Annotated in this window: 20 protein-coding genes and 1 riboswitch; of the genes, 13 read left to right on the forward strand and 7 right to left on the reverse strand. The window is 64.3% G+C overall.

All coding sequences use genetic code 11. The annotated features are described in order from the left end of the window. Positions 1-170: 170 nt before the first annotated feature. Positions 171-410 (forward strand): DUF1127 domain-containing protein, encoded by a 240-nt coding sequence (locus tag FJ425_RS12650; RefSeq protein WP_140723777.1) that lies wholly within the window; start codon positions 171-173, stop codon positions 408-410. Positions 411-485: 75 nt separating this feature from the next. Here FJ425_RS12650 and FJ425_RS12655 read toward each other — a convergent pair whose 3' ends face one another. The 3 genes from FJ425_RS12655 to FJ425_RS12665 form a co-directional block, all read right to left on the reverse strand. Beyond that, the gene (locus FJ425_RS12655) at positions 486-1,538 is read right to left on the reverse strand and encodes a substrate-binding domain-containing protein (protein ID WP_140675402.1); all 1,053 of its coding nucleotides are present in this window, start codon (positions 1,536-1,538) and stop codon (positions 486-488) included. A gap of 35 nt (positions 1,539-1,573) precedes the next feature. Continuing rightward, on the reverse strand, positions 1,574-2,569 hold the full coding sequence (locus tag FJ425_RS12660) for an ABC transporter permease (RefSeq protein WP_140723840.1): 996 nt from the start codon (positions 2,567-2,569) through the stop codon (positions 1,574-1,576). Positions 2,570-2,646: 77 nt separating this feature from the next. After that, the gene (locus tag FJ425_RS12665; RefSeq protein ID WP_140723780.1) at positions 2,647-4,158 is read right to left on the reverse strand and encodes a sugar ABC transporter ATP-binding protein; all 1,512 of its coding nucleotides are present in this window, start codon (positions 4,156-4,158) and stop codon (positions 2,647-2,649) included. Positions 4,159-4,294: 136 nt separating this feature from the next. Here FJ425_RS12665 and mtnK point away from each other — a divergent pair, with 136 nt between their 5' ends. The 3 genes from mtnK to FJ425_RS12680 all read left to right on the forward strand — a co-directional run bounded on the left by mtnK (position 4,295) and on the right by FJ425_RS12680 (position 7,591). Next, on the forward strand, positions 4,295-5,563 hold the full coding sequence (mtnK, locus tag FJ425_RS12670) for an S-methyl-5-thioribose kinase (RefSeq protein ID WP_140543386.1): 1,269 nt from the start codon (positions 4,295-4,297) through the stop codon (positions 5,561-5,563). Beyond that, complete coding sequence (gene mtnA / locus FJ425_RS12675; RefSeq protein ID WP_140723783.1) at positions 5,560-6,654, forward strand: S-methyl-5-thioribose-1-phosphate isomerase; 1,095 nt, start codon at positions 5,560-5,562, stop codon at positions 6,652-6,654. The genes mtnK and mtnA overlap by 4 nt, the downstream gene beginning before the upstream one ends. A gap of 237 nt (positions 6,655-6,891) precedes the next feature. Next, a riboswitch (FMN riboswitch) is annotated at positions 6,892-7,044 on the forward strand. 79 nt (positions 7,045-7,123) lie between these two features. Next, a complete protein-coding gene (locus FJ425_RS12680; RefSeq protein WP_140723786.1) occupies positions 7,124-7,591 on the forward strand; it encodes a 6,7-dimethyl-8-ribityllumazine synthase in 468 nt (155 codons plus the stop codon). Positions 7,592-7,636: 45 nt separating this feature from the next. Here FJ425_RS12680 and FJ425_RS12685 read toward each other — a convergent pair whose 3' ends face one another. Next, positions 7,637-9,448 carry an autotransporter domain-containing protein gene (locus FJ425_RS12685; RefSeq protein WP_181175890.1) on the reverse strand — a complete coding sequence of 604 codons (1,812 nt, stop codon included), beginning with the start codon at positions 9,446-9,448 and terminating at the stop codon, positions 7,637-7,639. Positions 9,449-9,799: 351 nt separating this feature from the next. Here FJ425_RS12685 and FJ425_RS12690 point away from each other — a divergent pair, with 351 nt between their 5' ends. From FJ425_RS12690 to FJ425_RS12720, 7 genes are all read left to right on the forward strand, one after another. Beyond that, the gene (locus FJ425_RS12690) at positions 9,800-10,534 is read left to right on the forward strand and encodes a FadR/GntR family transcriptional regulator (RefSeq protein WP_246677924.1); all 735 of its coding nucleotides are present in this window, start codon (positions 9,800-9,802) and stop codon (positions 10,532-10,534) included. Between the two features lie 153 nt (positions 10,535-10,687). Continuing rightward, positions 10,688-11,752, forward strand: a complete 1,065-nt coding sequence (gene fba / locus FJ425_RS12695) for a class II fructose-bisphosphate aldolase (protein ID WP_140543394.1) — start codon at positions 10,688-10,690, stop codon at positions 11,750-11,752. Positions 11,753-11,897: 145 nt separating this feature from the next. Next, entirely contained in the window at positions 11,898-12,056 is a 159-nt protein-coding gene (locus FJ425_RS12700; protein WP_140723792.1) for a peptide ABC transporter permease, read from the forward strand. Positions 12,057-12,163: 107 nt separating this feature from the next. Then, a complete protein-coding gene (locus FJ425_RS12705; RefSeq protein ID WP_140634713.1) occupies positions 12,164-12,889 on the forward strand; it encodes an MgtC/SapB family protein in 726 nt (241 codons plus the stop codon). Positions 12,890-12,993: 104 nt separating this feature from the next. Then, the gene (locus FJ425_RS12710; RefSeq protein ID WP_140723796.1) at positions 12,994-14,994 is read left to right on the forward strand and encodes a protein-L-isoaspartate(D-aspartate) O-methyltransferase; all 2,001 of its coding nucleotides are present in this window, start codon (positions 12,994-12,996) and stop codon (positions 14,992-14,994) included. A gap of 101 nt (positions 14,995-15,095) precedes the next feature. Beyond that, positions 15,096-15,296: a hypothetical protein gene (locus tag FJ425_RS12715; RefSeq protein WP_095768799.1), complete on the forward strand. Its 201-nt coding sequence runs from the start codon at positions 15,096-15,098 to the stop codon at positions 15,294-15,296. 533 nt (positions 15,297-15,829) lie between these two features. Next, positions 15,830-19,234 (forward strand): acyl-[ACP]--phospholipid O-acyltransferase, encoded by a 3,405-nt coding sequence (locus FJ425_RS12720; protein ID WP_140723799.1) that lies wholly within the window; start codon positions 15,830-15,832, stop codon positions 19,232-19,234. Positions 19,235-19,449: 215 nt separating this feature from the next. Here FJ425_RS12720 and FJ425_RS12725 read toward each other — a convergent pair whose 3' ends face one another. Continuing rightward, positions 19,450-20,175: an SDR family oxidoreductase gene (locus tag FJ425_RS12725; RefSeq protein WP_140723802.1), complete on the reverse strand. Its 726-nt coding sequence runs from the start codon at positions 20,173-20,175 to the stop codon at positions 19,450-19,452. 148 nt (positions 20,176-20,323) lie between these two features. Here FJ425_RS12725 and FJ425_RS12730 point away from each other — a divergent pair, with 148 nt between their 5' ends. Continuing rightward, on the forward strand, positions 20,324-21,220 hold the full coding sequence (locus FJ425_RS12730; protein WP_140723805.1) for an AraC family transcriptional regulator: 897 nt from the start codon (positions 20,324-20,326) through the stop codon (positions 21,218-21,220). Between the two features lie 77 nt (positions 21,221-21,297). On the opposite strand, the gene FJ425_RS12735 is transcribed toward FJ425_RS12730, so the two are convergent. Together FJ425_RS12735 and FJ425_RS12740 are read right to left on the reverse strand one after the other, a co-directional pair. After that, positions 21,298-22,257, reverse strand: coding sequence for a dihydrodipicolinate synthase family protein (locus tag FJ425_RS12735; RefSeq protein ID WP_140723808.1), 960 nt, complete (start codon positions 22,255-22,257; stop codon positions 21,298-21,300). 99 nt (positions 22,258-22,356) lie between these two features. Next, positions 22,357-23,343 (reverse strand): zinc-dependent alcohol dehydrogenase family protein, encoded by a 987-nt coding sequence (locus FJ425_RS12740; RefSeq protein WP_140723811.1) that lies wholly within the window; start codon positions 23,341-23,343, stop codon positions 22,357-22,359. 101 nt (positions 23,344-23,444) lie between these two features. Between FJ425_RS12740 and FJ425_RS12745 the strand changes: the two genes are divergently transcribed. After that, positions 23,445-24,347: a LysR family transcriptional regulator gene (locus tag FJ425_RS12745; RefSeq protein ID WP_140634726.1), complete on the forward strand. Its 903-nt coding sequence runs from the start codon at positions 23,445-23,447 to the stop codon at positions 24,345-24,347. Positions 24,348-24,420 lie beyond the last annotated feature (73 nt).

A 24,420-nucleotide genomic window follows, 5' to 3' on the forward strand; every position in this document is an offset into this window, starting at 1 on the left:
CAAGGGGATAGAGCGTCTCACCGTTTCCGTGAAACGGTGAGACGCTCTAGCCGATTTGGAAGTTTTGAGAACTATTTGGGAGGGCTTAATTACGCCGCCGGCCGCCTGCGGCACACTGCAATCTCAAGCAGATCCAGGGTTTTCGAAACCCTCATTCGATGGAGGTTGCCATGAACGATAGCTTCACGCCCTCTACGTGTCTGGCGGCGGCACCGGCAACGCGCTCAAGGCGCGGGCGTTTCAGCCTGGCGGCCTTGCGCAGCCTTATCGCCGAGCGGCGCAAGCAGGCCTATTTCCGCTTCGAGCTCAAGCGCATGGCGACGGACAATCCGCATCTGATCGACGACATCGGGCTGACCAGAAAAGAGGTCGAGGCCGAGATCGCCAAGCTGCCCTTCTGGCAGCGATAAGACCGACTCGGACCGGCTGAAAAGGCAGAGAGCGGCCCATTGGACCGCTCTCTTCATCAGAAACAGGCAAAAACCTTACTTGGCGTTCGGATTCGGCATCCAGGCCGGCATCGCGACATCGGCATGGGCGAACTGCGGCAGCTTGGCCGACAGGTCTTCCATGTTCTTGATGTCCTTGTCGATCAGTTCCTTCTGGGTGATCAGCGTCGGCGGCACGATGACGTTGTGGCCGGGATCCTCGCCGGCGAGCAGTTGCGCCAGCGCGCGCACCGAGACCTGGCCGACGACGGCCGGGTTGGTGGCGGCGGTCGCCGCCCAGGCGCTGTCCGGCTCGCGCATGGCGGCGATGTCGGAGGTCGAGATATCGGCCGAATAGATCTTGATGCCCTTGTTCAGCCCCGCCTCGTCGACAGCGATCTTCACGCCCTTGGCGAACTCGTCATAAGGCGCGAACATCACCTTGATGTCGGGGTGCGCCTGCAGCACCGAGCGCGCCTGGTTGGCGACGGAGTTGGCGATCGGGTTGTCGAGCGTGCCGAACATGGCGACCTCGCTGATGCCCGAATATTTCTTTTTCACGTCGACCCAGGTCTCGTTGCGTCGGTCGAGCGGGGCGATGCCGGCGACATAGACATAGCCGGCCTTCCAGCTCTCGCCATTGTCCTTGACCGCCTGCTCGAGTGCCAGCTTGGCAAGGTCTTTGTCCGACTGCTCGACCTGCGGGATCTTCGGGTTCTCGACGTTGACGTCGAAGGCGACGACCTTGATGCCGGCATCGACCGCGCGCTGGGCGGCGTCCTTCATCGATTCCGTCAGGCCGTGCTGGATGATGATGCCCTGCACGCCGAGCGCGATCGCCTGATCGACCATGTCGGCCTGGAGCGCCGCATCCTGGCGGCTGTCCAGCACGCGCAGGTCGACGCCGAGCGCCTTGGCCTGCGCCTCGACGCCGGAGAGATAGGCCTGGAAGAAGTCGCCGGTCGAAAGATAGCGCACCAGCGCGATCTTGACGCCCGGCTTGTCGAACGGCGCCGGACGGTCCGCGGCAAGCGCCGTTCCCTGCATCAGCAGCGCCGCGCCGGCGAGGCCGAGTGCCGCCTTCCCCAAAAGTCTTCTTGTGATACTCACTTCGTTTTCCTCCATTTGTTATGCCCCGGTCGAAACTATCTCTTGCCCCTGCCGGAAAGGGCGAAGGTGAAGACAAGGGCGACGACAAGCACCGCGCCCTTGACGAAATCCTGCGTGTAGTAAGGCGCGTTCATCATCGTCAGGCCTTGCAGCAGGACGCCGACGAACACCGCGCCGACGGCCGTGCCGAAGGCGTTGGGCTTGGCGGCGCCGAGCACCGCGTAGCCGATGAGCGCCGCCGCGACTGCGTCGAGCAACAGATTATTACCCGAGGCGATGTCGCCGCGTCCAAGCCGGGCGGCGAGCAAAATCCCGCCGATCGAGGCAAAAACTCCCGAAATGACATAAGCCCAGATCTTATATGCCTTGACAGGCGCGCCGGCGAGCTCGGCCGCCCTCTCATTGCTGCCGACGGCATACATCATGCGGCCGAAGCGGGTGTATTCGAGGAAGAACCAGATCAGCACCGCGAGCACGACAAGCACGACGACCGAAACCGGGATCAGGCTCGGGATGAAGAAGTCGATGCGGTGGCGGCCGAGCGCCAGGAACGCCTCGGAGAACTTGCCATTGGCGACCGAGCCGTCGGGCATGGTCATGCCGGTGGCGATCGACCGGCCTTCCGTCGGAATGCGCTGCAGGCCGAGCAGCAGGAACATCATGCCAAGCGTCGCCAGAAGATCGGGCACGCGCATATAGACGATCAGCCAGCCATTGATCAGGCCGACGATGACGCCGATGACGAGGCAGGCGATGACCGCGACGATCGCGTCCTGCTCCAGCACGACCATGGCGTAGGATGCCGCCATCATGGCGCTGGTGGCGACCGAGCCGATCGAGAGATCAAAGCCGCCGACGACGAGCGTCGCGGTGACGCCGAGCGCCAGCACGCCGGTGATGGCCACCGACTGGAAGATGAACACAGCGCTTTGCGGCGAAGCGAAGCCGTCGGCTGCGACCGCGAAATAGGCGATCAACCCGACCAGCAGGACGATGAAGCCGTAGCGGATGGCGTAATCGCGCAACGTCATCGAACGCTCCCGCGCCGTTGCCTTGCCCGCCAAACTGGAACTCATGCCTGCACTCCGAGTCTCGTCATCCTGCGATCTCACGCCGCGCTGGTGAGCGGTCCGCCGGCCACTTCCGCCAGCAGCCGGTCGAGATCGATGTCATCGTTGCGGTGCTCGCCGACGATCGTGTGTTCCGACATCACCAGGATGCGGTCGGCGGTCTCCAGCGCCTCGTCGATCTCGGTGACGAAGATCAGCGTGGCGCGGCCGTCGGCGCTGGCTCTTAGTTTGGCGGCGATGTCGCGACGCGCCGAAATGTCGACACCCTGGAAAGGCTCGTCGAGGATGGAGAGGCGTGAGGCCTGCGACATCCAGCGCGCCACCATCACCTTCTGCTGGTTGCCGCCGGAGAGCGCCGACAGCTCGTCCTTCTCCGAGCGGCAGACGATGCCGAGCTCGTCGATCTGGCGGCGAGCAGCGGCGCGCTCGGCGCGCTTCTTCATGACGCCGAGGTCCGACATGCGTTTGAGGAACGGCAGGCTGATGTTGCGTTCTATGTTGAAGCCGCCGACGATGCCGCTCGCGGCGCGATCCTTGGCGACGAGGAAGACGCCGGCGGCGATCGCCTCGCGCGCCGAGCCCGGCGCGTAGGGTTTGCCGTCCATGTGCATGCTGCCGGCGAGCGGCCGGCGCACGCCGAAGAGCGTCTCCGCCAAAGCCGTCTTGCCGACGCCGACCAGGCCGGTGATCGCCACCACTTCCCCGGCGCCGAGCGTCATCGAGATCGGCCGCGAACCTTGCGCGAGCCGCAGGCCCTCGGCGGTGAAGACGGCTCGGGCCGAGCTTCTGGCAACGACCTTGTCGAGATGGATCTTGCGGCCGAGCATGGCGTTGACCGCACCCTCATAATCGAGCGGCTTCCGGTCGAAAATGCCGGAGACCACGCCGTCGCGCATCGACACGATGCGGTCGGCCAGTCGCCTGATGTCGGACATCCGGTGCGAGATATAGAGGATGGCGACGCCCTGCCCGCGCAGCCGGTCGATCAGCGAGAACAGCCGGTCGGCTTCGGCGCTCGACAGCGAGGAGGTCGGCTCGTCGAGGATCAGGACCTTGGGCTTGTGCGCCATGGCGCGGGCGATGGCCACCATCTGCCGATCCGCCAACGACAAGTCGCTGACGCGCGCCTTGAGGTCGATGGCAAGTCCCATGCGGTCGGCGACGGCTCTCGCCTCGGCGCGGACATTGGCAGGCTTGAAAAGCAACGACGCGCCTTTGCCGCTCAGCCGGTCGAGCGTCAGATTGGTGGCGACGTCGAGGTCGGCGACCACGCCGTCATTGATGTTCTGGTGCACGGTGACGACGCCGGCGCGAATGGCCTCGGCGGGGGTCTGGGGGTCGAAGGCCTTGCCGGCGAGCCGCATCGAGCCTGCGCCGTGCTCGTAGACGCCGCTGACGATCTTGACCAGGGTGGATTTGCCGGCGCCGTTGGCGCCCATGAGCACGGTCACCTCGCCCGCAAAGAGGTCGAGCGAGATGCCGCCAAGCACCTCGTTCTGGCCGAAGGATTTCCTCAGGCCCTCCACATGGAACACGGCATCTGCGCCCATCCATTCCTCCCGGATCGTGACGCTATGGGCTCATTCGGCAATTGTCAACACGATTGACATTTGCCAGAGCGCTTCCTAGCTTGGCCCCGCCGCCGCGGCTCCGCTATCGTCGGAAACCACGCGCAGGAGGGAGAGCATGACCGGGAAGTTCGAAGCATTGTCGGTGGAAACGCTGCCGAAGCGCCTTGGCGAGACCGCGGCCCTGACCGAACGCATCGGCAGCAACACCAGCCGCTGGAAGGTACGCGAGGTCGGCGACGGCAATCTCAACCTCGTCTTCATCGTCGAAAGCGACGAGGGTGCCGCGGTGGTCAAGCAGGCGCTGCCCTATGTGCGGCTGGTCGGCGACAGCTGGCCGCTGCCCTTAAAACGCTCCTTCTTCGAATATCATGCGCTGACCCGGCAAGAGCGCCGTGCGCCCGGCTCGGTGCCGGCGATCTACCATTTCGACGAGAGCCAGGCGCTGATCGTGATGGAGTATCTGGCGCCACCGCACATCATCCTCAGGCGGGCGCTGATCGACGGCCGTGAATTGCCGAACATCGCACGCGACATCGGCCTGTTCATGGCGCGCACACTGTTCCGCGGCTCCGACCTGTCGATGGCAGCCAAGGAGCGCAAGGCCGATCTTGCGCTGTTCGCCGACAATGTGGAGCTGTGCGACATCACCGAGAACCTGGTGTTCTCCGACCCTTATTTCGACGCCAAGATGAACCGGCATACCTCCCCGCAGCTCGACGGCCTGGTCGCCGAACTGCGCGCCGACCGCGATCTCAAGGTCGAGGCGCAGCGGCTGAAGCATCTGTTCGCCGCCAATGCCGAGACGCTGCTGCATGGCGACCTGCATTCCGGCTCGATCATGGTGACCGACAGCGAGACCCGGATGATCGATCCGGAATTCGCCTTCTACGGCCCGATCGCGTTCGATGTCGGCATGCTGCTCGCCAATTTCTGGATGGCCTTCTTCTCGCAGCGCGGCCACGAGGAGAAAGGCAGCCGCGACTCCATGCGCGCCTATCTGCTCGGCGTCACGGCTGAGACCTGGGCGACCTTCCGCGCCGAGTTCTCGCATCTGTGGCGGACCGAGCGGACGGGTATCCTCTACCAGAAGAGCCTGTTCGAGGATCAGGGCGACCTGCTCGGCTCCGAGCAGGCGCTCGACCACATGCTGCATTCCATCTGGACCGACCTGCTCGGCTTTGCCGGCATCGAGGTGCATCGCCGCATCCTGGGTCTCGCTCACAATGCCGATTTCGAGACCATTGCCGATCAAGACCTGCGCGCCACATGTGAAGCCAAGGCTTTGCGCTTCGGACGCCATATCGCCGTCAACCGGCGCCAGATCCACAGCATCGACGAGGTCAACAATCTGGCCGCGCGGATCGAACAGGAGAAGAGCCTTTGAACGTCGGCGAACGCCACTATCGCACCATCTGGCTCAGCGACGACAAGCGCTCGGTCGAGATCATCGACCAGCGCTGGCTGCCGCATGAATTCCGCATCGAGAAGATCGGAAGCGTCGCCGGCATCGCCACCGCGATCCGCGACATGTGGGTGCGCGGCGCGCCGCTGATCGGCGTCACCGCCGCCTATGGCGTTGCCATCCAGATGAAAGACGATCCATCGGACGAAGCGCTCGATGCGGTATGGGAGACGCTGCACAGGACACGGCCGACGGCGATCAATCTGCGCTGGGCGCTGGACGAGATGCGCCGGCACCTCAAGCCGCTCGCGCCGGTGGAACGCGCCGAAGCGGCCTACAGGCGGGCCGTGGAGATCGCCGACGAGGATGTCGGGCTGAACCGCGCCATCGGCGAAAACGGGCTTGCCATCATCAGGGAGCTTGCGGCACGCAAGCAGCCGGGCGAGAGCGTCAACATCCTCACCCATTGCAATGCCGGCTGGCTGGCGACGGTCGATTACGGCACCGCCACCGCGCCGATCTACCTGGCGACCGAGGCCGGCATTCCGGTGCATGTCTATGTCGACGAGACGAGGCCGCGCAACCAGGGCGCCCAGCTGACCGCCTGGGAGATGGCCGGGCACGGCGTGCCGCACACGCTGATCGTCGACAATGCCGGCGGCCACCTGATGCAGCGCGGCGACATCGACATGGTGATCGTCGGCACTGACCGCACCACGGCCAGTGGCGACGTCTGCAACAAGATCGGCACCTATCTGAAGGCTTTGGCCGCCGCCGACAATGGCGTGCCCTTCTATGTCGCGCTTCCCTCGCCCACCATCGACTGGACAGTGGCCGACGGGCTGAAGGAAATCCCAATCGAGGAGCGCTCGGGCGACGAGGTTTCGCTGGTGTGGGGGAAGACGGCTGACGGCAAGATCGCGCAGGTGCGGGTCTCACCGGATGCGACACCGGCGGCGAACCCAGCGTTCGACGTGACGCCGGCAAGGTTGGTGACAGGGCTGATCACCGAGCGCGGCGTGGCCAAGGCCTCGCGCGAGGGGCTGAAGGCGATGTTTCCGGAGCGTGAGTGACTAGCTGATCTCCCCCCAGCTCGTCGTCATTCTCGGGCTTGACCCGAGAATCCATGCCGTGACCTCCGTCGTCGAGCGCAACGATGCAGAATTCTGTGAACTTTGCAAAGCCTTAGCGCCACGGCATGGATCCTAGGGTCTGCGGGCGTCGCTTCGCTCCTTGCTCCGCCCTAGGATGACGACCGCGATATCGTTGACAATTGACAACACCTTCCTGCCCCTCCATACCTTCGCCGTTAATGTTCTCAGGGCGGGGTGAAAGTCCCCACCGGCGGTAAGGGCGATTTCGATCGCTCAAGCCCGCGAGCGCCTTCCGCGTAAACGGAAGGGTCAGCAGATCCGGTGCGATTCCGGAGCCGACGGTTACAGTCCGGATGGAAGAGAACGTACGCAGAAGACGGTCCGCTCGCGCGGGCCGCATTTTTGCGTCGTGCGTCCTGATTCTGGTTCGAAACGGAAGGAAGGACCCATGAATCAGCATTTCCCCAAAGACCATACTGTCCGTCATGTCGCCGTCATCCGGGCGCGCTGGCATGCCGGTATCATCGACCAATGCGTGACGGCGTTCGAGACGGAACTTGCCGCGCTCGGCGGCTTTGCCGTCGAGGTCTTCGACGTGCCGGGCGCCTACGAGATTCCGCTGCACGCCAAGACGCTTGCCGAGACCGGCCGTTACGCCGCGATCCTCGGCACCGGCTTCGTCGTCAATGGCGGCATCTACCGGCACGACTTCGTGGCGAGCGCCGTCATCGACGGCATGATGAACGTGCAGCTCGTGACCGGCGTGCCGGTGCTGTCGGCGGTGCTGACGCCGCACAACTACCATGACAGCGCCGAGCACCACCGCTTCTTCCACGAGCATTTTACCGCGAAGGGCAAGGAAGCGGCGAAGGCCTGCGTCGAGATCCTCGCCGCGCGCGCAAAGATCGCTGCGTAAAAGAGCTGCCGGGCGAGGAAACCCGCCCGGCATGCTTCGGTCCGGTTACAGCTTCAGGTCGAAATTGATCTTGAAGGTGTGCCCCTGGGCGTCCTTGGCGATCTGCCCGGAATAGGATGCGCCGAGCGTTGCCTTGGGCGACAGGAACACATCGAAGCCGGCTTCCAGCGCCAATGCGTCCCTGGTGATCGGCACGCCCGCGCCGGCGAAGGACGCCCCCGTGTTGAAGGTAAGCGTCGTCGCCGGCTGGACATCGCCATAGGCGTGCTGCCAGCCGAGCATGCCGTGCAAGGCGGTCATGCCCGTCCCGAACCGAGTCGAGGCGCGCAGGCCCAGCGTCGAGAAAGTATTTTGGCTCGACGCACCCTGACTGGCCAAAGCTGAGGTGGTGCCGCCGGTTTCGGCAAAGCCGTTTGCGTCCAGATGGACATAGGCCAGATTGGCGAAAGGTTCGAACGCGCCCAGGCTCGTGTCGAGCTTGTAGGCGAGCTCGCTGAAGGCCTGCGCCGTCTCGGCCCTGTAGCCGGCCGACAACTGTTCGCTGAAGGCCGGGAAGACGACGTTGCGCCGCACGTCGATATCGTGCCAGCCATAGATCGCGCCTGCCCGGAAGCCGAGACCTCCCCATTGCGTGCCGGCATAGAGGCCGAGATCGTAATTGTCGCTGGTGCCGGAGGAAGCGCGGTCGCTGACGTCGAAATTGGTGCGGCTGTAGCCGGCAAGCACGCCGAGCCGCCAGCTTGCCAGCGGAATGTCGGCGCCGCCGACGAAGCCAGCGGTCGTGCGGTCGAAGCCGGCGGCATCGCCCGAGCCGCTCGCATTCCCGGTCATCGCAAGCGCCTCGCTCCAGATCACGATGCCGTCGGCAGTGGCAGGCGCGGCATGCAGCCCCGTGGCATCGATGGCGGCGGTGGTCAGGGACACGTCATCCGCATCGAAGGCGGAACGGAGCCGGCGGTTTGCCGAATCGCGGGCGAAGCGGCTGTCGTTGACAAGCGCGCCCATGATGTCGGCATGGACCTCACCGGAAAGCGCGTTCCCGTAGGGGCGCAGATAGCGGTAGAAGCCGACGGCCTCCTCGTCCGGATTTCCCTCCAGCGCTTCCCGGTTGAGGATGTACATCGACCAGCCGTCCTTGGTCATGTTGAAGGACAGACCTTCGACCTCCTGCTCGCGGTCGATCTTCAGGTTGCCCAGGTTCTCGACTTCGCCGGTCTTCAGGTTCGCCCGGTAGATGATCTTGTCGTCATTGTCGGTGGAGAAATACATCCAGCCGTCGAGCAGCTTGCCGCCTTGCGCCTGATCGATGGTGTGCGACAGCGGGATGTATTCCTTGAAGCTCCAGTCCGAGAGATTGTAGACGGTTAATTCCGTGGCGTTCTCATAGGCCATGCCGTAGCCGAGGCCGTTCTTGGCGTCGACGGCCACCCAGCTCGCGATGTCATGGATGCCGTGCGGCGGATTGAGCGCAAAGGCCTGGCCGGTGAAGCTCAGGTCGCTGGCGCGGTAGACCGCGAAGACCGGGTTTTCGTACTTGCCGCCGGTGACCGGGTCGCGCTTGCTGGAGTCGAGCGAAATGTAGAGGTAGCCGTCGGCATAGTCTATGTCGCCTATGTGATTGAGCCCGATGTCGGAATATTGGGACGGGAGCTTGAGGACATCCGGAATGGCCGGCGAAACCTGCAGGCTGGGATTGTAGTTCCTGTCGGTGCGCTCCAGCACATCGGTGCCGGAGAAATACCAGTTCGTTCCGTCTGTCGTCACACCCTGCTGCTTGGAGACGATCGCGTCGCCCGTGAAGGTCGTCTTCTCGACCATGATCCACGGTTCCACGGCAAAAGCCGGCGCCGACGCCATGACCAGAGCTCCGGTCATAAGAAGGCCGGCGGCCCTGGCTTTGGGAATGCAAGTTGTCGCCGTTCGCTTCGCGGGGCTGGCGCGGGTAATCATCAAGGAAGACATCTTTGTCGCGTTCCTGTTGTATGGCTCGTCGACAAGATTGCGCGCACGACATCGAGCGACGACGGGAGGCGCCGCCGGCGATGTCAGAAGCCCAGTTTTTTGTGGTTCTTCAGGTGCGGTTGCGCGGAATTTTGTCGATCGGCTCTGGCTGCTTTTTCAACGGTGTGCTTACTAGGCGGCGCACGTGACAATCATATGAATAATAGGAATAGTATGAAGATTAGTGCCAGCCCCCGGATGCTCCGAATGACGCCGCCCATGGCCGGCTCCTCGCATACCGGCTTGCACGGCAGGCTGCTCAACGAGATCGGCCACAGCATTGTCAGCGGGGAATTCACGCCCGGCGACCAGTTGCCGAACGGCGACGACTGGAGCGCCTCTTATGGCGCCAGCCGCACCGGCCTGCGCGAAGTCATCAAGGTTCTGGCCGGCAAGGGCATGGTGGAGATGCGCCCGCGAACGGGAACGCGGGTGCGCCCGCGCCGGGACTGGAATTTCCTCGACCCGGACGTGCTGATGTGGCGGTTCGGGCCGCGGGCGACGGCCGAAGATGCGCGCTCCCTATTCGAGCTGCGCCGCGCGATCGAGCCGATGGCCGGGGCGCTCGCGGCGGAGCGCGCCACGCCCGAGCAGATAGCCGAGCTGTGGGCAATCCTGGACGAGATGGAAAAGGCCGGCGACGACGGCGAACGCTTCGCTGTCCCCGACCTCGCCTTCCACCAGTCGATCCTGCACATGTCCGGAAACGAGCTGATCGGCTCACTGGCGGCCCTGATCGAGACGGCGCTGATCATCAGTTTTCGGCTTTCCGACGACAATCCGGCCGGGCAGAGTCATTCGCTGAGGCTGCATCGGGAAATCGCCGAGAACATCGAGAGGCGCGATCCGGCAGCCACCAGCAAGGCCCTGATCGCCCTACTGGACGGAGCGGAGGAAGATGTGCGGCTTTCGCTCGCGGCAAGGCAAGGCGGCCGGACATAGCGCCGGCGCGCCTCCTACAGGCTGTAACAAGAATTGCGCCGCGCGGGCCGGCGGGCTGTTGCGATACGGCGGGATTCCGGCCAGAAGCAATGGACCGCCCGCCCGGGCGGCCTTTTCAAACACGGGCTCGAACCAGATACGGGAGACTATTCGTTGGCTCGCATCACACTGAGACAATTGCTCGACCATGCCGCCGAACATGGCTATGGCGTGCCTGCCTTCAACATGAACAATATGGAACAGGGGCTCGCCATCATGGAGGCGGCCGAGGAGACCAAGTCGCCGGTCATCCTGCAGGCCAGCCGCGGCGCGCGCGCCTATGCCAATGACGTGGTGCTGGCCAAGCTGATCGATGCGCTGGTCGAGATCCATCCCGACATCCCGATCTGCATGCATCTCGACCACGGCAACAACGAAGCGACCTGCGTCACCGCCATCCAGTACGGCTTCACCTCGGTGATGATGGACGGCTCGCTGAAGGAGGACGGCAAGTCGCCGGCCGACTACGCCTATAATTCCAGCATTACGCGCCGCGTCGTCGACATGGCGCATTGGGGCGGCGTCTCGGTGGAAGGCGAGATCGGCGTGCTGGGCTCGCTGGAAAGCGGCGGCGGCGAGCAGGAGGACGGCCACGGCGTCGAGGGCGCGATCAGCCACGACCAGTTGCTGACCGACCCGGTGCAGGCCGAGCAGTTCGTGCGCGACACGCATGTCGACGCGCTGGCCGTCGCCATGGGCACCAGCCACGGCGCCTATAAATTCTCGCGCAAGCCGGACGGCGCGGTGCTGGCGATGAATGTGATCGAGGAGATCCACCGCCGCCTGCCCAACATGCATCTGGTCATGCACGGCTCGTCCTCGGTGCCGGAAGAACTGCAGGAAATCATCAACAAATATGGCGGCCAGATGAAGCCGACCTGGGGCGTGCCGGTGGAAGAGATCCAGCGCGGCATCAAGCATGGCGTGCGCAAGATCAACATCGACACCGACAACCGCATGGCGCTGACCGGCGCAATCCGCAAGGTACTGACCGAGAACCCCAGCGAGTTCGATCCGCGCAAATATCTGACGCCGGCGATGGCGGCGATGAAGAAGCTCTGCAAGGAGCGCTTCGAGCAGTTCGGCACCGCCGGCAACGCGCCGAAGATCAAGCCGATCCCGCTGGCCGACATGGCCAAGCGCTACAAGTCGGGCAGCCTCGACCCGAAATTCGGCTGATCCAACTTCCCGCGGCCGGTTTTCAGCCGGTCGCGGTAGCCGGCCCTGCCCTCGCCCTTGGCATCCGCGTGGCGGAACTTCATGCCGGCCAAAACGGTTCCTGCTCTGACGCCTCCCGTGCCCGCTCACAGGGAAGGAGACAACCATGAGCAAGGACCGCGACAGCGAAGGTCCGGTGTTTTCCGGACAGGACGCGCGACAGGGCGAAATCATCCTGCGCACGCGCGCCCGTCGCATCATCTTCATCGCCGGGCTGGTCGGCATCGTCGTGCTGGCGCTGGTGCTGAGCATTGCCGTCCAGTGAGGGCGATTCGCGCATGATAGAGTAGCGGCCAGGGAACCATCGGCGGCCAAGCCTAGTTGAGCATTCCAGACGCAACGGAGGGCGCGCTTAGGCTGCCCCGACGGACCATGCTCACGCCGCTTTGCTGCGACATGCCGCTTCATCCGATCTGGCCGGACCTCGTCGCACGGCTGCTGGTCACCCTGCTTGCAGGCTTCCTCATTGGCTTGAACCGCGAGGCCCGCGGTCATTCCGCCGGGTTGCGGACGACCATCCTGGTCGGCCTTGCGGCCTGCGTCGCAATGGTCCAGGCCAACATGCTGCTCGATGTCTCGGGCAAAGGACCGGACTCCTTCGTGCGCATGGATGTGATGCGTCTTGCGCTCGGCGTGCTCACCGGTGTCGGCTTCATCGGCGGCGGCGCAATTCTGCGGCGCGGCGATCTGGTCACCGGCGTCACCACCGCCGCCACGATGTGGATCATGACCATGATCGGCCTTGCCTTCGGCGGCGGCCAGTACGGCCTCGGCGCGATTGCAACCGTGCTGACGCTGGTGACGCTGCAGGCGCTGAAATGGGTCGACCTCAAGATCCGGCGCGATCACAAGGCAATCCTTTCGGTCTCCTGGCCGAAAAACGCGCCGCCCGACCTCGAGGAAATGGTACGGCCGCTTGGCTACAGTGCCCGCTTCGTCGGCATGGAGCACGACGCAGACCGTGAGCGCTTTGTTTATTCCTTCAATATTCAGTGGAAGCAGCCCGACGCTATTCCACCTTCGACCGACGTGCTGACGCTTGTCGGCGAGCATTGCGCGGTCGAGCGCTTCGAGGTGATCGGCGAGAAGCCGTTCTGAGTGTCGTAACGGAGGATGCTTGAAATCGTCTCCGGGCATGAAACTTTCCTGCCCGCGGATGGTTCTGGACAGAGATGGTACTTGTCCATGATCGGTAGGCATTGATGGCCGAACTTTCCCTGACCCGCGGCCGGATGGTCGATGTCCAGATCGCCCAGCGTGGAATTCACGACCGCCGGGTCCTGGAGGCCATGCGGGAGGTTCCACGCGAGGCCTTTGTCGATCCCGATTTCGAGGAATTCGCCTATGAGGACACCCCTTTGCCGATCGGCAAGGGTCAAACGATCTCGCAGCCCTTCATGGTCGCCTACATGATCGAAGCCGCCGAGATCGATCCTGGCGACCGCGTTCTCGAGGTTGGAACGGGCTCGGGCTACGCGGCGGCGGTGATGAGCCGTGTCGCGGGCCGCGTCTACACGATAGAGCGCCATGCGATGCTCGCCGAGATCGCCCGGCAGCGGTTCGAACGCCTCGGTTACGACAATATCGAGGTTCGCGCCGGCGACGGCACCAAGGGATGGAGCGACGCCGCTCCGTTCGATGCCATATTGGTGGCCGCAGCCGGTCCCGGCGCGCCGCTGGCGCTTCAGGAACAGCTCGATGTCGGTGGCCGTCTGGTGATCCCCGTCGGCAAGGAGGTCGACGACCAGCGGCTGCTGAAGGTCACCCGAACCGGCGCAACGACCTACGAGGAGGAAGACCTCGGTGGCGTGCAGTTCGTTCCGCTCATCGGCGAAGAAGGTTGGGCGGAACGGCCTCGATATGAAGACGATCGATCGGCGGTGGTCACGCCACAACCGCGCGAAAGAAGCCTGCCGGAGATGATCGCGGTCGCCGCCGAGCCGCTGCCGGATTTCGAAGACCCGGCCTTCGGCGATCTGTTCGACCGCTTCGCGGACCGGCGTGTTGTCCTTCTCGGCGAGGCCAGTCACGGCACCTCCGAATTCTACAAGGCGCGCGGCGCGATCACGCGTCGGCTCATCGAAAAGCATGGCTTCAGCATCGTCGCGGTTGAAGCGGACTGGCCGGATGCCGCGGCCATTGACCGCCACGTCCGCCATCGGCCGCCGCGCGCGGCCACAGAGCCGCCGTTCCAACGCTTTCCCACCTGGATGTGGCGCAACACCGATGTCGACGCATTCGTCGGCTGGATGCGGGATCACAATGGAGGCCTCGACGATATAAACCGCCGGGCCGGCTTTTACGGTCTCGACATCTACAATATGAGCGCGTCGATTGCGGCCGTCCTGCGCTATCTCGACCAGGTCGATCCGGAAGCCGCCGCCGCTGCGCGGCAACGCTATGGCTGCCTGACCCCGTGGCAGAAAGAGCCTTCCACATACGGGCGCGCCGTGCTCACCGCCGGCTATCGCAAATGCGAACAAGCCGTGCTGGAGCAATGTCAGGAGCTGCTTGCAAGACAGCTCGACTACGCTCGACAGGATGGCGCCGACTTTCTCGATGCCACGCAGAATGCAAGGCTGATCGCAGCCGCTGAACGCTACTATCGCATCATGTATTACGGCGGGGCGGAATCCTGGAATCTCCGCGACACGCACATGTTCGAGACGCTAGAGCATCTTCTCGAGGCGCGCGGCTCGGAGTCAAAGGCCGTCGTCTGGGCCCACAACTCGCATATCGGCGATGCCCGCTTCACCGAGATGGGAACGATCAGGCAGGAGTTGAACATCGGCCAGCTCTGCCGCGAGCGCTTCGGCGACCAAGTGGCGCTGATCGGCTTCGGCACCCATTCCGGAACGGTAGCCGCAGCTTCGGATTGGGACGATCCGATGCAGGTCATGCGGGTGCGCCCTTCGCATGCGGACAGCTACGAACGGCTCTGCCACGACAGCGGGGTGTCGCGGTTCCTGCTCGATATGGACCGCGACGCCGCGCTGAGACATCGCCTGCTGGAGCGGCGGCTGGAGCGCTTCATTGGCGTGATCTACAGGCCGGAAACCGAACTGCGCAGCCACTATGCCGATGCCTCGCTGCCGCGGCAGTTCGACGCCTTTGTCTGGTTCGACAAGACGAAAGCGGTGACGCCGCTTGGGCCGGAGCATGCCCGGACCGGTGTACCCGAAACCTATCCGTTCGGACTTTGACGATGTCGGAGTCTCGGAACACAGCGGTGGCCAAACACGCTCGGGAACATTCGCTTCGACCAATCAGTTCCTCATCCAGCAAATCTTGGAAGGAGCCTGCCATGAGCACCAAGCATCTCAAATCGCGCAAACCGAGCGACGCCGATCTGGAAAACAATCCAGGCATCGGAACGTCAAAGGGCAGCATCAAGGAAGGCGATGATCTCGAGCTCGGCGAGAACACGACCGAAGGCGACGTCGAGAACGACACAACGGCCAGCGGCGGCATCAATCCGCGGCAAAAAATGCGCACGAACAAATAGCGTCTAAGCCGGGCGAACGCCTCACATATCCGTTTTTGGCTCTTCCGCGTCGGCGCGAACGAGCTTGATGTCGGCTCCTGCCGCCCAGGCGCCGATGTCCTCGCGGCGCAGCGCCGCCGCCATCATGTCCGCGGTTCCTGCCCTCCCCTATTTTTAATCTACCAGTTCAGCTCTTGAACGTCGTTCACTTTTCTCTTGAACGCGGTTCACGATGTGCTATAGTGCATTCGTGAACAGCGTTCAAGGCAACGTATCCGGCCTGAAACAGACCGGCGCCCATCCGGCTTAACGCTGAAACGAAAGGATCATATCGATGCTCGCCGACAGCCAAGCCCGCAAACAGTCACGTGCCTGGAAGGCCTGGAGACCGATCGTGGACGACAGATTCCACGCGCCAAGAACAAGAAACAAATGGTTTGGATTGAATCGCAGTAACGAAGTTTAACGGCTTCCCGATAGACAAGGCTCAAACCGCGCAAGTGTCCGCTCAGTCCAATCGGATTGCCAGCCGGACTTGCCCAATGGAAATTGCCATGAACACCCATCTGATGATGTCGCGGCGCTTCGCGCCTCTCTTCTGGACGCAGTTCCTCTCAGCCTTCAATGACAATTTCCTGAAGAACACGCTGGTGTTCCTCATTCTCTTCACTCTTGCCAAGGACCAGGCCGCGTCGCTGGTGACGCTGGCGGGCGCTGTCTTCATGGCGCCCTTCCTGCTGCTATCGGCGCTTGGCGGCGAGATCGCCGACCGCTTCGACAAGGCGCTGATCGCGCGGCGGCTGAAGTTCACCGAGATCGCCGCGGCCGCCGTCGCCGTCGCCGGCATCGCGCTGTCGTCGATCCCGGTGCTGATGACGGCGCTGTTGATGTTCGGCACCATCTCGGCGCTGTTCGGGCCGATCAAATACGGCATCCTGCCCGATCACCTCGAACGCAAGGAACTGCCCAAGGCCAACGCCTGGATCGAGTCGGCCACCTTCGCGGCGATCCTCGGCGGCACCATCGCCGGCGGCGTCGTCTCCGCCGATGGCATCGGCGTTTGGGTGTTCGGACCGATCATGATGGCGCTGGCCGTCGGCTGCTGGTTCGTCAGCCGTTACATCCCGTCCACCGGTTCGGCCGCGCCCAATCTTGCCATCGACAAGAACATCTTCCGCTCGACTTGGCGGCAGGTCGCCGACTTGCGCACCGACACGCGCATCTGGCGTGCCGGCCTGATGACCTCCTGGTTCTGGCTGGTCGGCGCGATCGTGCTGTCGATCCTGCCGACGCTGATCAAGGATTCGCTCGGCGGCAACGAGATCGCCGTCACCGCCTATCTTGCCGTGTTCGCCGTCTCGATCGCCGTCGGCTCGGCCATCGCCGCCTGGATGTCGCAAGGGCGCATGGTGCTGCTGCCCGCGCCGGTCGGCACCGCGCTGCTGGCGCTGTTCGGCCTGCATCTTGCCTGGACCATCGGCAGCATGCAGCCCTCGCCGAAGTCCGAGACGCTTGCCGCCTTCTTCGCCGGGCCCAACACCATCCGTGTCGCCATCGACCTCGCCGGCATGGCCATCGCCGCCGCCTTCCTGGTGGTGCCGACCTTTGCCGCCGTGCAGGCCTGGTCGCCGGAAGCGCGCCGCGCCCGCGTCGTGGCCGCCGTCAGCATCGTCAATGCGGGCTTCATGACCGTCGGCGGCATCCTCGTCGCCGCTATCCAGGCAGCCGGCGTCTCGATCGCGGGCATCCTATTCGGCCTTGTCGCAGCCAATACCATCGCCGCCTGGCTGATGCTGAAATACCTGCCGACCAATCCGTTCCGCGACTTCGTGTCCATCCTGTTTCGCGCCTTCCTGCGCCTGGAGGTGGAGGGCATCGAAAACCTCAAGGCGGCCGGCAAGGCGCCGATCCTGGCGCTCAACCATGTCAGCTTCCTCGACGGTCCGCTGGCGCTGACCCTGACCGACGAGGAACCAGTCTTCGCCATCGACTATACGATCGCACAGGCCTGGTGGATGAAGCCGTTCATGAAGCTTGCTCGCGCCTTGCCGCTCAATCCGGCGAAGCCTATGTCGACCCGCACGCTGATCAAGATCGTGCAGGGCGGCGACCCGCTGGTCATCTTCCCGGAAGGCCGCATCACCGTCACCGGCGGCCTGATGAAGGTCTATGACGGCGCGGCCATGGTGGCCGACAAGACCAGCTCGATGGTGGTGCCGGTGCGCATCGAGGGGCTGGAGAAGAGCTACTTCTCGCGGCTGACCGCGCAGCATGTGCGCCGCCGCCTGTTCCCGAAGGTCAAGGTGACCATACTGGAGCCGGTGAAACTCGAAGTCGCGCAGGAACTGAAGGGCCGCCAGCGTCGTGCCGCCGCCGGCTCCGCGCTCTACCAGGTGATGTCGGACCTCGTCTTCCGCACCCAGGACATCGGCAAGACGGTGCTGGAGAAGATCATCGAGGTCGCCAACGAGCGCGGCATGAAGGAGCTCGCCGTGCAGGATCCGGTCGCCGGGTCGCTGAGCTACGGCAAGCTGCTGACGGCCGCCGCCGTGCTCGGCGAGAAGTTCGAGCATCTCTATGCCGGCCAGCAGACATTGGGCATCATGCTGCCCAACGCCAACGGCGCCTGCGCGGCACTTCTCGGCGTGATGTCGGCCGGCAAGGTTCCCGCGATGATCAACTTCACCGCGGGTGCGGCGAACATCCTGTCGGCCTGCAAGGCGGCCGAGGTGCGCACCGTGCTCACCTCCCGCGCCTTCGTCGAACAGGCAAAGCTCGGGCCGGTGGTGGAGGAGATCGGCCGTTCGGTCGACATCGTCTGGCTCGACGACCTGCGGGCCACGATCGGCCTCAAGGACAAGCTGCTCGGCGTGTTGCGCAAGACGACGCCGCGGGTGGCGCGCAAGGCGGACGATCCGGCCGCGATCCTGTTCACCTCGGGCTCGGAAGGCACGCCCAAGGGCGTGGTGCTCACCCACCGCAACATCCTGGCCAATGCCGCCCAGGCTGCCTCGCGCATCGATTTCCACTCGGGCGACAAGGTGTTCAACGTGCTGCCGATCTTCCACTCCTTCGGCATGACGGCGGGCACGGTGCTGCCGCTGATCTCCGGCGTGCCGGTCTATTTCTACCCCTCGCCGCTGCACTACCGCATCGTGCCGGAACTGATCTATGCCTCGAACGCCACGATCATCTTCGGCACTGACACCTTCCTCTCCGGCTATGCCCGCACGGCACATCCTTACGACTTCCGTTCGGTGCGCTACTGCTTCGCCGGCGCCGAGCCGGTCAAGGCCGCGACGCGCACGACCTATATGGAGAAGTTCGGCTTGCGCATCCTGGAAGGCTATGGCGTGACCGAAACCGCACCGGTGATCGCCATCAACACGCCGATGTACAACAAGTCGGGCAGCGTCGGCAAAATCATGCCCGGCATGGAGTATCGGCTGCAGCCGGTGCCCGGAGTCGACGAAGGCGGCCGGCTCTTCGTGCGCGGCCCGAACGTCATGGCCGGCTATCTGCGCACCGAGAATCCGGGCGTGATCGAGCCGCTCGCCGATGGCTGGCACGACACCGGCGACGTCGTGACAGTCGACGATGCGGGCTTCATCTCGATCCGCGGCCGCGCCAAGCGCTTCGCCAAGATCGGCGGCGAGATGGTCTCGTTGGCCGCGGTCGAGGCGCTGGCCGGCGAGCTCTGGAAAGGCTCGCTGTCGGCCGTGGCCACGATGCCGGACGCCCGCAAGGGCGAGAAGCTGATCCTGATCACGGAAGCGCCCAACGCGACCCGCGCGGACTTCCTGGCCTTCGCCAAGGCGAACGGCGCCATGGACCTGATGGTGCCGGCCGAAGTGCGCGTCGTGGCGAGAGTGCCGGTGCTCGGTTCCGGCAAGCTCGACTTTGCCGGCGTGACCAGGATGGTGCGCGGCGAGGAAGACCTCAAGGTCAAGGCCGCCTGACCCGGGCGTGCGAACAGGCCGGCAACAAACTCCGGCCTGTTCATTGCCAATCCCTGCCGCTCAAAAACAGGTATGACGTCGCGCTCGGGGAGGTGCGGGAGCAGGCGCGCACGGCGGTGCATTGAGGGCGAACTGATCCCGACCGACGCTTGCACGCGCTCCTGCGTGGCATGCGGGGAGCTCCTCGCCCGCAAGCCGACCAGCAGCCTAAGCCTCTACATGTTGGCGGCGGTCGGGCGCACGATCACTTCGTTGACGTCGACGCCGTCGGGCTGTTCGAGCGCGAAGCGGATCGCGCGGGCGACGGCGTCCGGCCTCAGCGACTTTTGCCGCCACTCTTTCAACGCCGCTGCCACCTGCGGGTCGCTGATGTCGTCGCCCAACTCGGTCGCTGTCACCCCGGGCGAGATGATCGTGGCGCGGATGTCGTCGTGCTCCTGCCGCAGGCCTTCGGTGATCGCCCACACCGCATATTTCGTGCCACAGTAGACCGCCGCGGTGGGCAGCACGAGATGCGCGCCGACGGACGCCACGTTGACGACGTGCCCGTTTTTCTGCGCGACGAAGCGCGGCAGCACCGAAGCGATCCCGTTCAGCACGCCGAAGATGTTGACGTTTATCATGCGCGCCCACTCATTGCGCTTCAGGGCGGCAAGCGGCGACAGCGGCATGACGCCGGCATTGTTGACCAGCGCATCGATCCGCCCGAATTGGGCATGAGCGGCATCGGCGAAAGCCTCGAAGCTCTCGGCATTCGTTACGTCAAGCTCGCGCCAGGCGACGCGTTCACCGATTTCCTCGGCCAGCGCCTTAAGACGCTCGGCGCGTCGGGCTCCGATGAACAGTCTGGCGCCAGCCGCGGCAAGCTCTCGCACCGTCGCTTCGCCGATGCCGCTCGATGCGCCGGTGATGAGTACAATCTTGTCTTTCAGTCCCGTCATGATCGTTCCTTTTTGGCTTGCGGTGACGGGATGAAAATGGCGTTGCACAGGCGAAGACCGGTAGCGCGATCGTCCAAAGAGTTTGCACGATCCTCCAAATCGGGCGGACTAGCCTTGCAACATTCCGCGCCATGCAGATTTATGCGGCATGGAAAAAATCACCGACCTGGCCGGGCTGATTGCCCGGCATGCCAGGGATCCGGGCATTTCAGGCACCGCGATACCCCGGCTGACGCTCATTCGTGCCGACCGGCCCAGCGCGCCGGTGCCGGCGGTCTATGAAGCCTCGCTTTGCATAATCGCCCAAGGGTCGAAGCGCGTCTCGCTGGCAGACCAGAGCGTGGTCTATGATGCATCGAGCTATCTTCTTGTTTCGGTCGACCTGCCTCTGGTCGGCCATGTTCTCGAGGCCAGTCCGGCCGCACCATATCTATGCTGCAAGATCGACTTCGACCTCGCGGCACTTGCCGATCTGCTTGTGACGGAGCGGCGGGCTTCTTTCGAGAAGGACTTGCCTGTGCTTGCGGTCTATCCAAGCGACCCGGACCTGATCGATGCCGCGAGCCGATTGGTGAAGCTGCTCGATCGCCCCGAAACCGTCGATGTTCTGGCCCCGCTGATAGAGCGCGAAATCCTCTACCGTCTGCTTACCGGTCCGCATGGCGCAACGCTTCGTCAAATGGGAACCGTGGATAGCCACCTGAACCAGGTGAGCCGCGCGATCGCTACGATTCGGAACGGCTTCCAGGCGCAATTGCGGATCGACGAGATTGCCGCGGCGTCAGGCATGAGCGCGTCGTCGCTTCATGCTCACTTCAAGGCGATCACGCGCATGACCCCGCTGGAATATCAAAAGCAGCTACGCCTGCAGGAAGCGCGAAGGCTGATGCTTGCCGACGGGGCCAACGCCGGCACGGCCGGTTTCGCAGTCGGCTATGACAGCCCGTCCCAGTTCAGCCGCGAATATCGGCGCCTGTTCGGCGCCCCACCCCGTCAGGACATCGAGCGTCTTCAGGCCATACCCGGTTCGGCCGCGGCCTATTGAGCCTTTGGCCGAGGAGGGGTGCAGCCTGTCAAACGGGCCAGCTGGGTCGCCGAAGATTTTGCGCCGGACCGATCGACTCAGGCCGCGTATCTTGCCATTGCCGGCTGCCTCGACCATTGCGCGTACCAGGTGTCGAAGAGCTTGAGCTGCTGCTCGGCATAGCCGCGCTGGCTGTCGCTCAGCGCGTCCGTCTCGTTGAAGTGCAGCCTGTATTCGGGATCACCCTTCAGCACCATCATGTGCTTGAAATAGAGCACGAGGTCCGGTCCCTCGTCGAAAGAGGACAGCACGGCCAGTGCCGCGTCCAGTTCCTGCGCCAGCCGGCGCGCTTCGGCATCTCCTTGCGCCGCCGCCTGGCTGAGGCCCACCAGATGCAGCACTTCCTTGGGCAGGACATTGCCGATGCCGGTGATGGCGCCGGACGCACCGCAATTGACGAAGCCGTGGAAGACGGCGGTGTCGACGCCGATCATCAGCGCAACGTCGTCGTCGCGGCTGGTGATGTTTTCCGCCGCGTAGCGCAAATCCGCCGGGCCGCCGAACTCCTTGAAGCCGACCAGGTTCGGATGCTCGGCGCGCAGCGCGAAGAAGAGATCGGCGCGCGTGGCAAAGCCGTAATAGGGGCTGTTGTAGATGACGGCCGGCAGGTCGGGCGCGGCGGCAAGGATTGCCTTGAAGTGGTGGCGCTGCGCGCTGACCGAGGGGCCGCGCGACAAGACGCGCGGGATGACCATCAGGCCCCGGGCGCCGACCTTTTGCGCATGGGCGGCGTGCGTCACGGCGCTGGCGGTGTTGACCGCGCCGGTGCCGACGATCACCGGAACGCCGGCCTTCACCAGGCGCTCGACGCCTTCCATGCGCTGCGCGTCGTTCAGCAGCGGCCAGTCGCCCATGGAGCCGCAATAGACGACGGCCGACATGCCGGCGGCGATCAGCTCGCGCCCCTTGCGCACCAGCGCGTCGAAGTCGGGAAGTCGGTCATCGGTGCAAGGCGTCATCAGCGCCGGCATGCAGCCGGAAAAAACATTGGCGGGCATTTTCGAAGTCTCCTTGAGGCAGGCATGCGGAATGACCAGTTTGGCCCGGCGCAGCACCGCTTGCCAAGCGGATAGTCGCTTTTCCGGCTGAAGCGAGCCTCAAACGGTCACGACGATCTTGCCGAACTGTTCGCCTGCTTCCAGAAAGCGGTGCGCCTCGGCGATCTTCTCGAACGAAAACGTCCTGGCGATGACCGGCTTCAACGCGCCTGATGCGAGGCCGTCGAGGATGAAGCGCTTGGCGGCTTCCAGCCGTATCGGATCGCCGGTGATCTCGTGGACGAGGTAGCCGCGCAGCGTCAGCGTCTTCGCCAGGACATCGGGCAGCGGGAACGGCGTCGGCTCGGGGCTGAGGCCGCCATATTCGATGAGAATGCCGCCGCGCGCCATCGCGGCCGTCAGCGGCGTGAAGATCGGACCGCCGACCGCGTCGAGGACGACGCGCACGCCTTGCGGTGCGATCTCCGTCAGCCTCGCTTCGATATCCTCCTCGGCCAAGGCCAACACATGCACCGCGCCGGCATCGAGCAGCGCCATCTTCTTGGCCGATGTTCGGGTGACGGCGATCGGCACCGCACCAATTCTGTTGGCGATCTGGATGGCGGCCAGTCCGACGCTGCTCGAGGCCGCGGTGATGACGACGGGCTCGCCGCGGCGGAGACGGGCGATATCGACAAGCGCGCCATAGGCGGTGAGATATTGCATCCATGTCGCGGCGGCGGCTTCGAACGAAAGCGATGGCGGATGTTTCACCACAAGCTCGGCCGGAAAATTCACCAGCTGGCCATAGGCCGGCCAGCGCGCCATCGAGCGCGGCGGGATGATGCTGACCACATCGCCTTGCGTGATGCCTTCCACGCCGGCTCCCACCGCCTCGACGATCCCCGCCGCTTCGAGGCCGAGGCCGGACGGCAGCGTCGGCGTCTCGATGTAAGAGCCGCTGCGCATCGAGGCTTCGGCGCGGTTCAAGCCCAGCGCCCTGACGCGGATCCGCACCTCGCCGGGGCCTGGCGACGGAACATCCATATCTTCGATGCGAAGCACCTCGGGACCGCCGTGACTGTGAAAGCGAACAACCCTTGCCATCCTGAAACTCCAAACCGAACCGATGGAATGGACTATGCAGCGGTATCGAGAACCGATAAATCGCCACGCAGGCAGAACAGTCGAAACATTTGGTTTTGAATATGGATCGCCTCGAAAGCATGGAAGTGTTCGTCAAAGCTGTCGATCTCGGCTCGTTCGCGGCCGCCGCGGCGGCGCTCGACCTGTCGGGGCCGATGGTCGGCAAGCATGTCCGCTTCCTCGAAGAGCGGCTCGGCATGCGGCTCATCAACCGCACCACGCGCCGGCAGAGCCTAACCGATTTCGGGCGCGCTTATTACGAGCGCTGCCGGATCGTGCTGGCCGAAGCGCAAGCGGCCGATGCATTGGCAGCCGACCAGTTGTCCGAGCCGCGCGGCACACTGCGCGTGACGATGCCGGCGCATTTCGGTCGCCACTGCGTCACGCCGATCCTAATCGAGCTGGCACGGCGTTATCCGACGCTGGAATTGGACCTGTCGCTCAGCGATCGCTTCGCCGACCTCGTCGAGGACGGTTTCGACCTGGCGATCCGTACCGGCACGCTGGATGACAGGGCCGGCATCATCGCGCGCCGCGTCGCGCGCCAGCGCATGATCGTCTGCGCGTCGCCGTCCTACATCGAAAGCTTCGGCCGACCGCTTCGGCCCGAAGACATCGCCAGCCATCAGGCGATCGTCTACCGGCGGCTCGGCCACGTGCTGCAGCCATGGTTGTTTACGCGCGACGATGACTCGGTGACGCAGATCGCCCCCGCCGGCCGGCTGCGGCTCGACGACCTCGACGCCATCGCCGATGCGGCAACCGACGGCATGGGACTGGCCTGGCTGCCATACTGGCTGGTGCGACAACGCGTCGAGGGCGGCACACTGGTCCGCCTGCTGCCTGAGCAACGGGACTATCTCTACGACTGCCATGCGCTCCGGCTGCAGGCGCCGCATCTGCCGCTGAAAGTGCGGCTGGCCATCGACGCGCTGGCGGCGGGATTGCCGAAGATGATGAGCTAGTGGCGCTGCACAGGGACTTTGACCGGTCGGCTCTGTTTGCGTTGGCAGGCGGCATGCCTTGGAGATTGGCCGA

It is taken from the genome of Mesorhizobium sp. B2-7-2 (genome assembly GCF_006440775.1).
In the GTDB taxonomy this organism is placed as follows: Bacteria; Pseudomonadota; Alphaproteobacteria; order Rhizobiales; family Rhizobiaceae; genus Mesorhizobium.

What these genes read in the sequence shown, in the direction of transcription:
- FJ425_RS12650 (WP_140723777.1), top strand. Translation starts at nt 171, where the DNA reads ATGAACGATAGCTTCACGCCCTCTACGTGTCTGGCGGCGGCACCGGCA.
- FJ425_RS12660 (WP_140723840.1), bottom strand. Translation starts at nt 2,569, where the DNA reads ATGACGTTGCGCGATTACGCCATCCGCTACGGCTTCATCGTCCTGCTG.
- FJ425_RS12665 (WP_140723780.1), bottom strand. Translation starts at nt 4,158, where the DNA reads ATGGGCGCAGATGCCGTGTTCCATGTGGAGGGCCTGAGGAAATCCTTC.
- mtnK (WP_140543386.1), top strand. Translation starts at nt 4,295, where the DNA reads ATGACCGGGAAGTTCGAAGCATTGTCGGTGGAAACGCTGCCGAAGCGC.
- FJ425_RS12680 (WP_140723786.1), top strand. Translation starts at nt 7,124, where the DNA reads ATGAATCAGCATTTCCCCAAAGACCATACTGTCCGTCATGTCGCCGTC.
- FJ425_RS12685 (WP_181175890.1), bottom strand. Translation starts at nt 9,448, where the DNA reads ATGGCGTCGGCGCCGGCTTTTGCCGTGGAACCGTGGATCATGGTCGAG.
- FJ425_RS12690 (WP_246677924.1), top strand. Translation starts at nt 9,800, where the DNA reads ATGACGCCGCCCATGGCCGGCTCCTCGCATACCGGCTTGCACGGCAGG.
- FJ425_RS12700 (WP_140723792.1), top strand. Translation starts at nt 11,898, where the DNA reads ATGAGCAAGGACCGCGACAGCGAAGGTCCGGTGTTTTCCGGACAGGAC.
- FJ425_RS12705 (WP_140634713.1), top strand. Translation starts at nt 12,164, where the DNA reads ATGCTCACGCCGCTTTGCTGCGACATGCCGCTTCATCCGATCTGGCCG.
- FJ425_RS12710 (WP_140723796.1), top strand. Translation starts at nt 12,994, where the DNA reads ATGGCCGAACTTTCCCTGACCCGCGGCCGGATGGTCGATGTCCAGATC.
- FJ425_RS12715 (WP_095768799.1), top strand. Translation starts at nt 15,096, where the DNA reads ATGAGCACCAAGCATCTCAAATCGCGCAAACCGAGCGACGCCGATCTG.
- FJ425_RS12720 (WP_140723799.1), top strand. Translation starts at nt 15,830, where the DNA reads ATGAACACCCATCTGATGATGTCGCGGCGCTTCGCGCCTCTCTTCTGG.
- FJ425_RS12725 (WP_140723802.1), bottom strand. Translation starts at nt 20,175, where the DNA reads ATGACGGGACTGAAAGACAAGATTGTACTCATCACCGGCGCATCGAGC.
- FJ425_RS12730 (WP_140723805.1), top strand. Translation starts at nt 20,324, where the DNA reads ATGGAAAAAATCACCGACCTGGCCGGGCTGATTGCCCGGCATGCCAGG.
- FJ425_RS12735 (WP_140723808.1), bottom strand. Translation starts at nt 22,257, where the DNA reads ATGCCCGCCAATGTTTTTTCCGGCTGCATGCCGGCGCTGATGACGCCT.
- FJ425_RS12740 (WP_140723811.1), bottom strand. Translation starts at nt 23,343, where the DNA reads ATGGCAAGGGTTGTTCGCTTTCACAGTCACGGCGGTCCCGAGGTGCTT.
- FJ425_RS12745 (WP_140634726.1), top strand. Translation starts at nt 23,445, where the DNA reads ATGGATCGCCTCGAAAGCATGGAAGTGTTCGTCAAAGCTGTCGATCTC.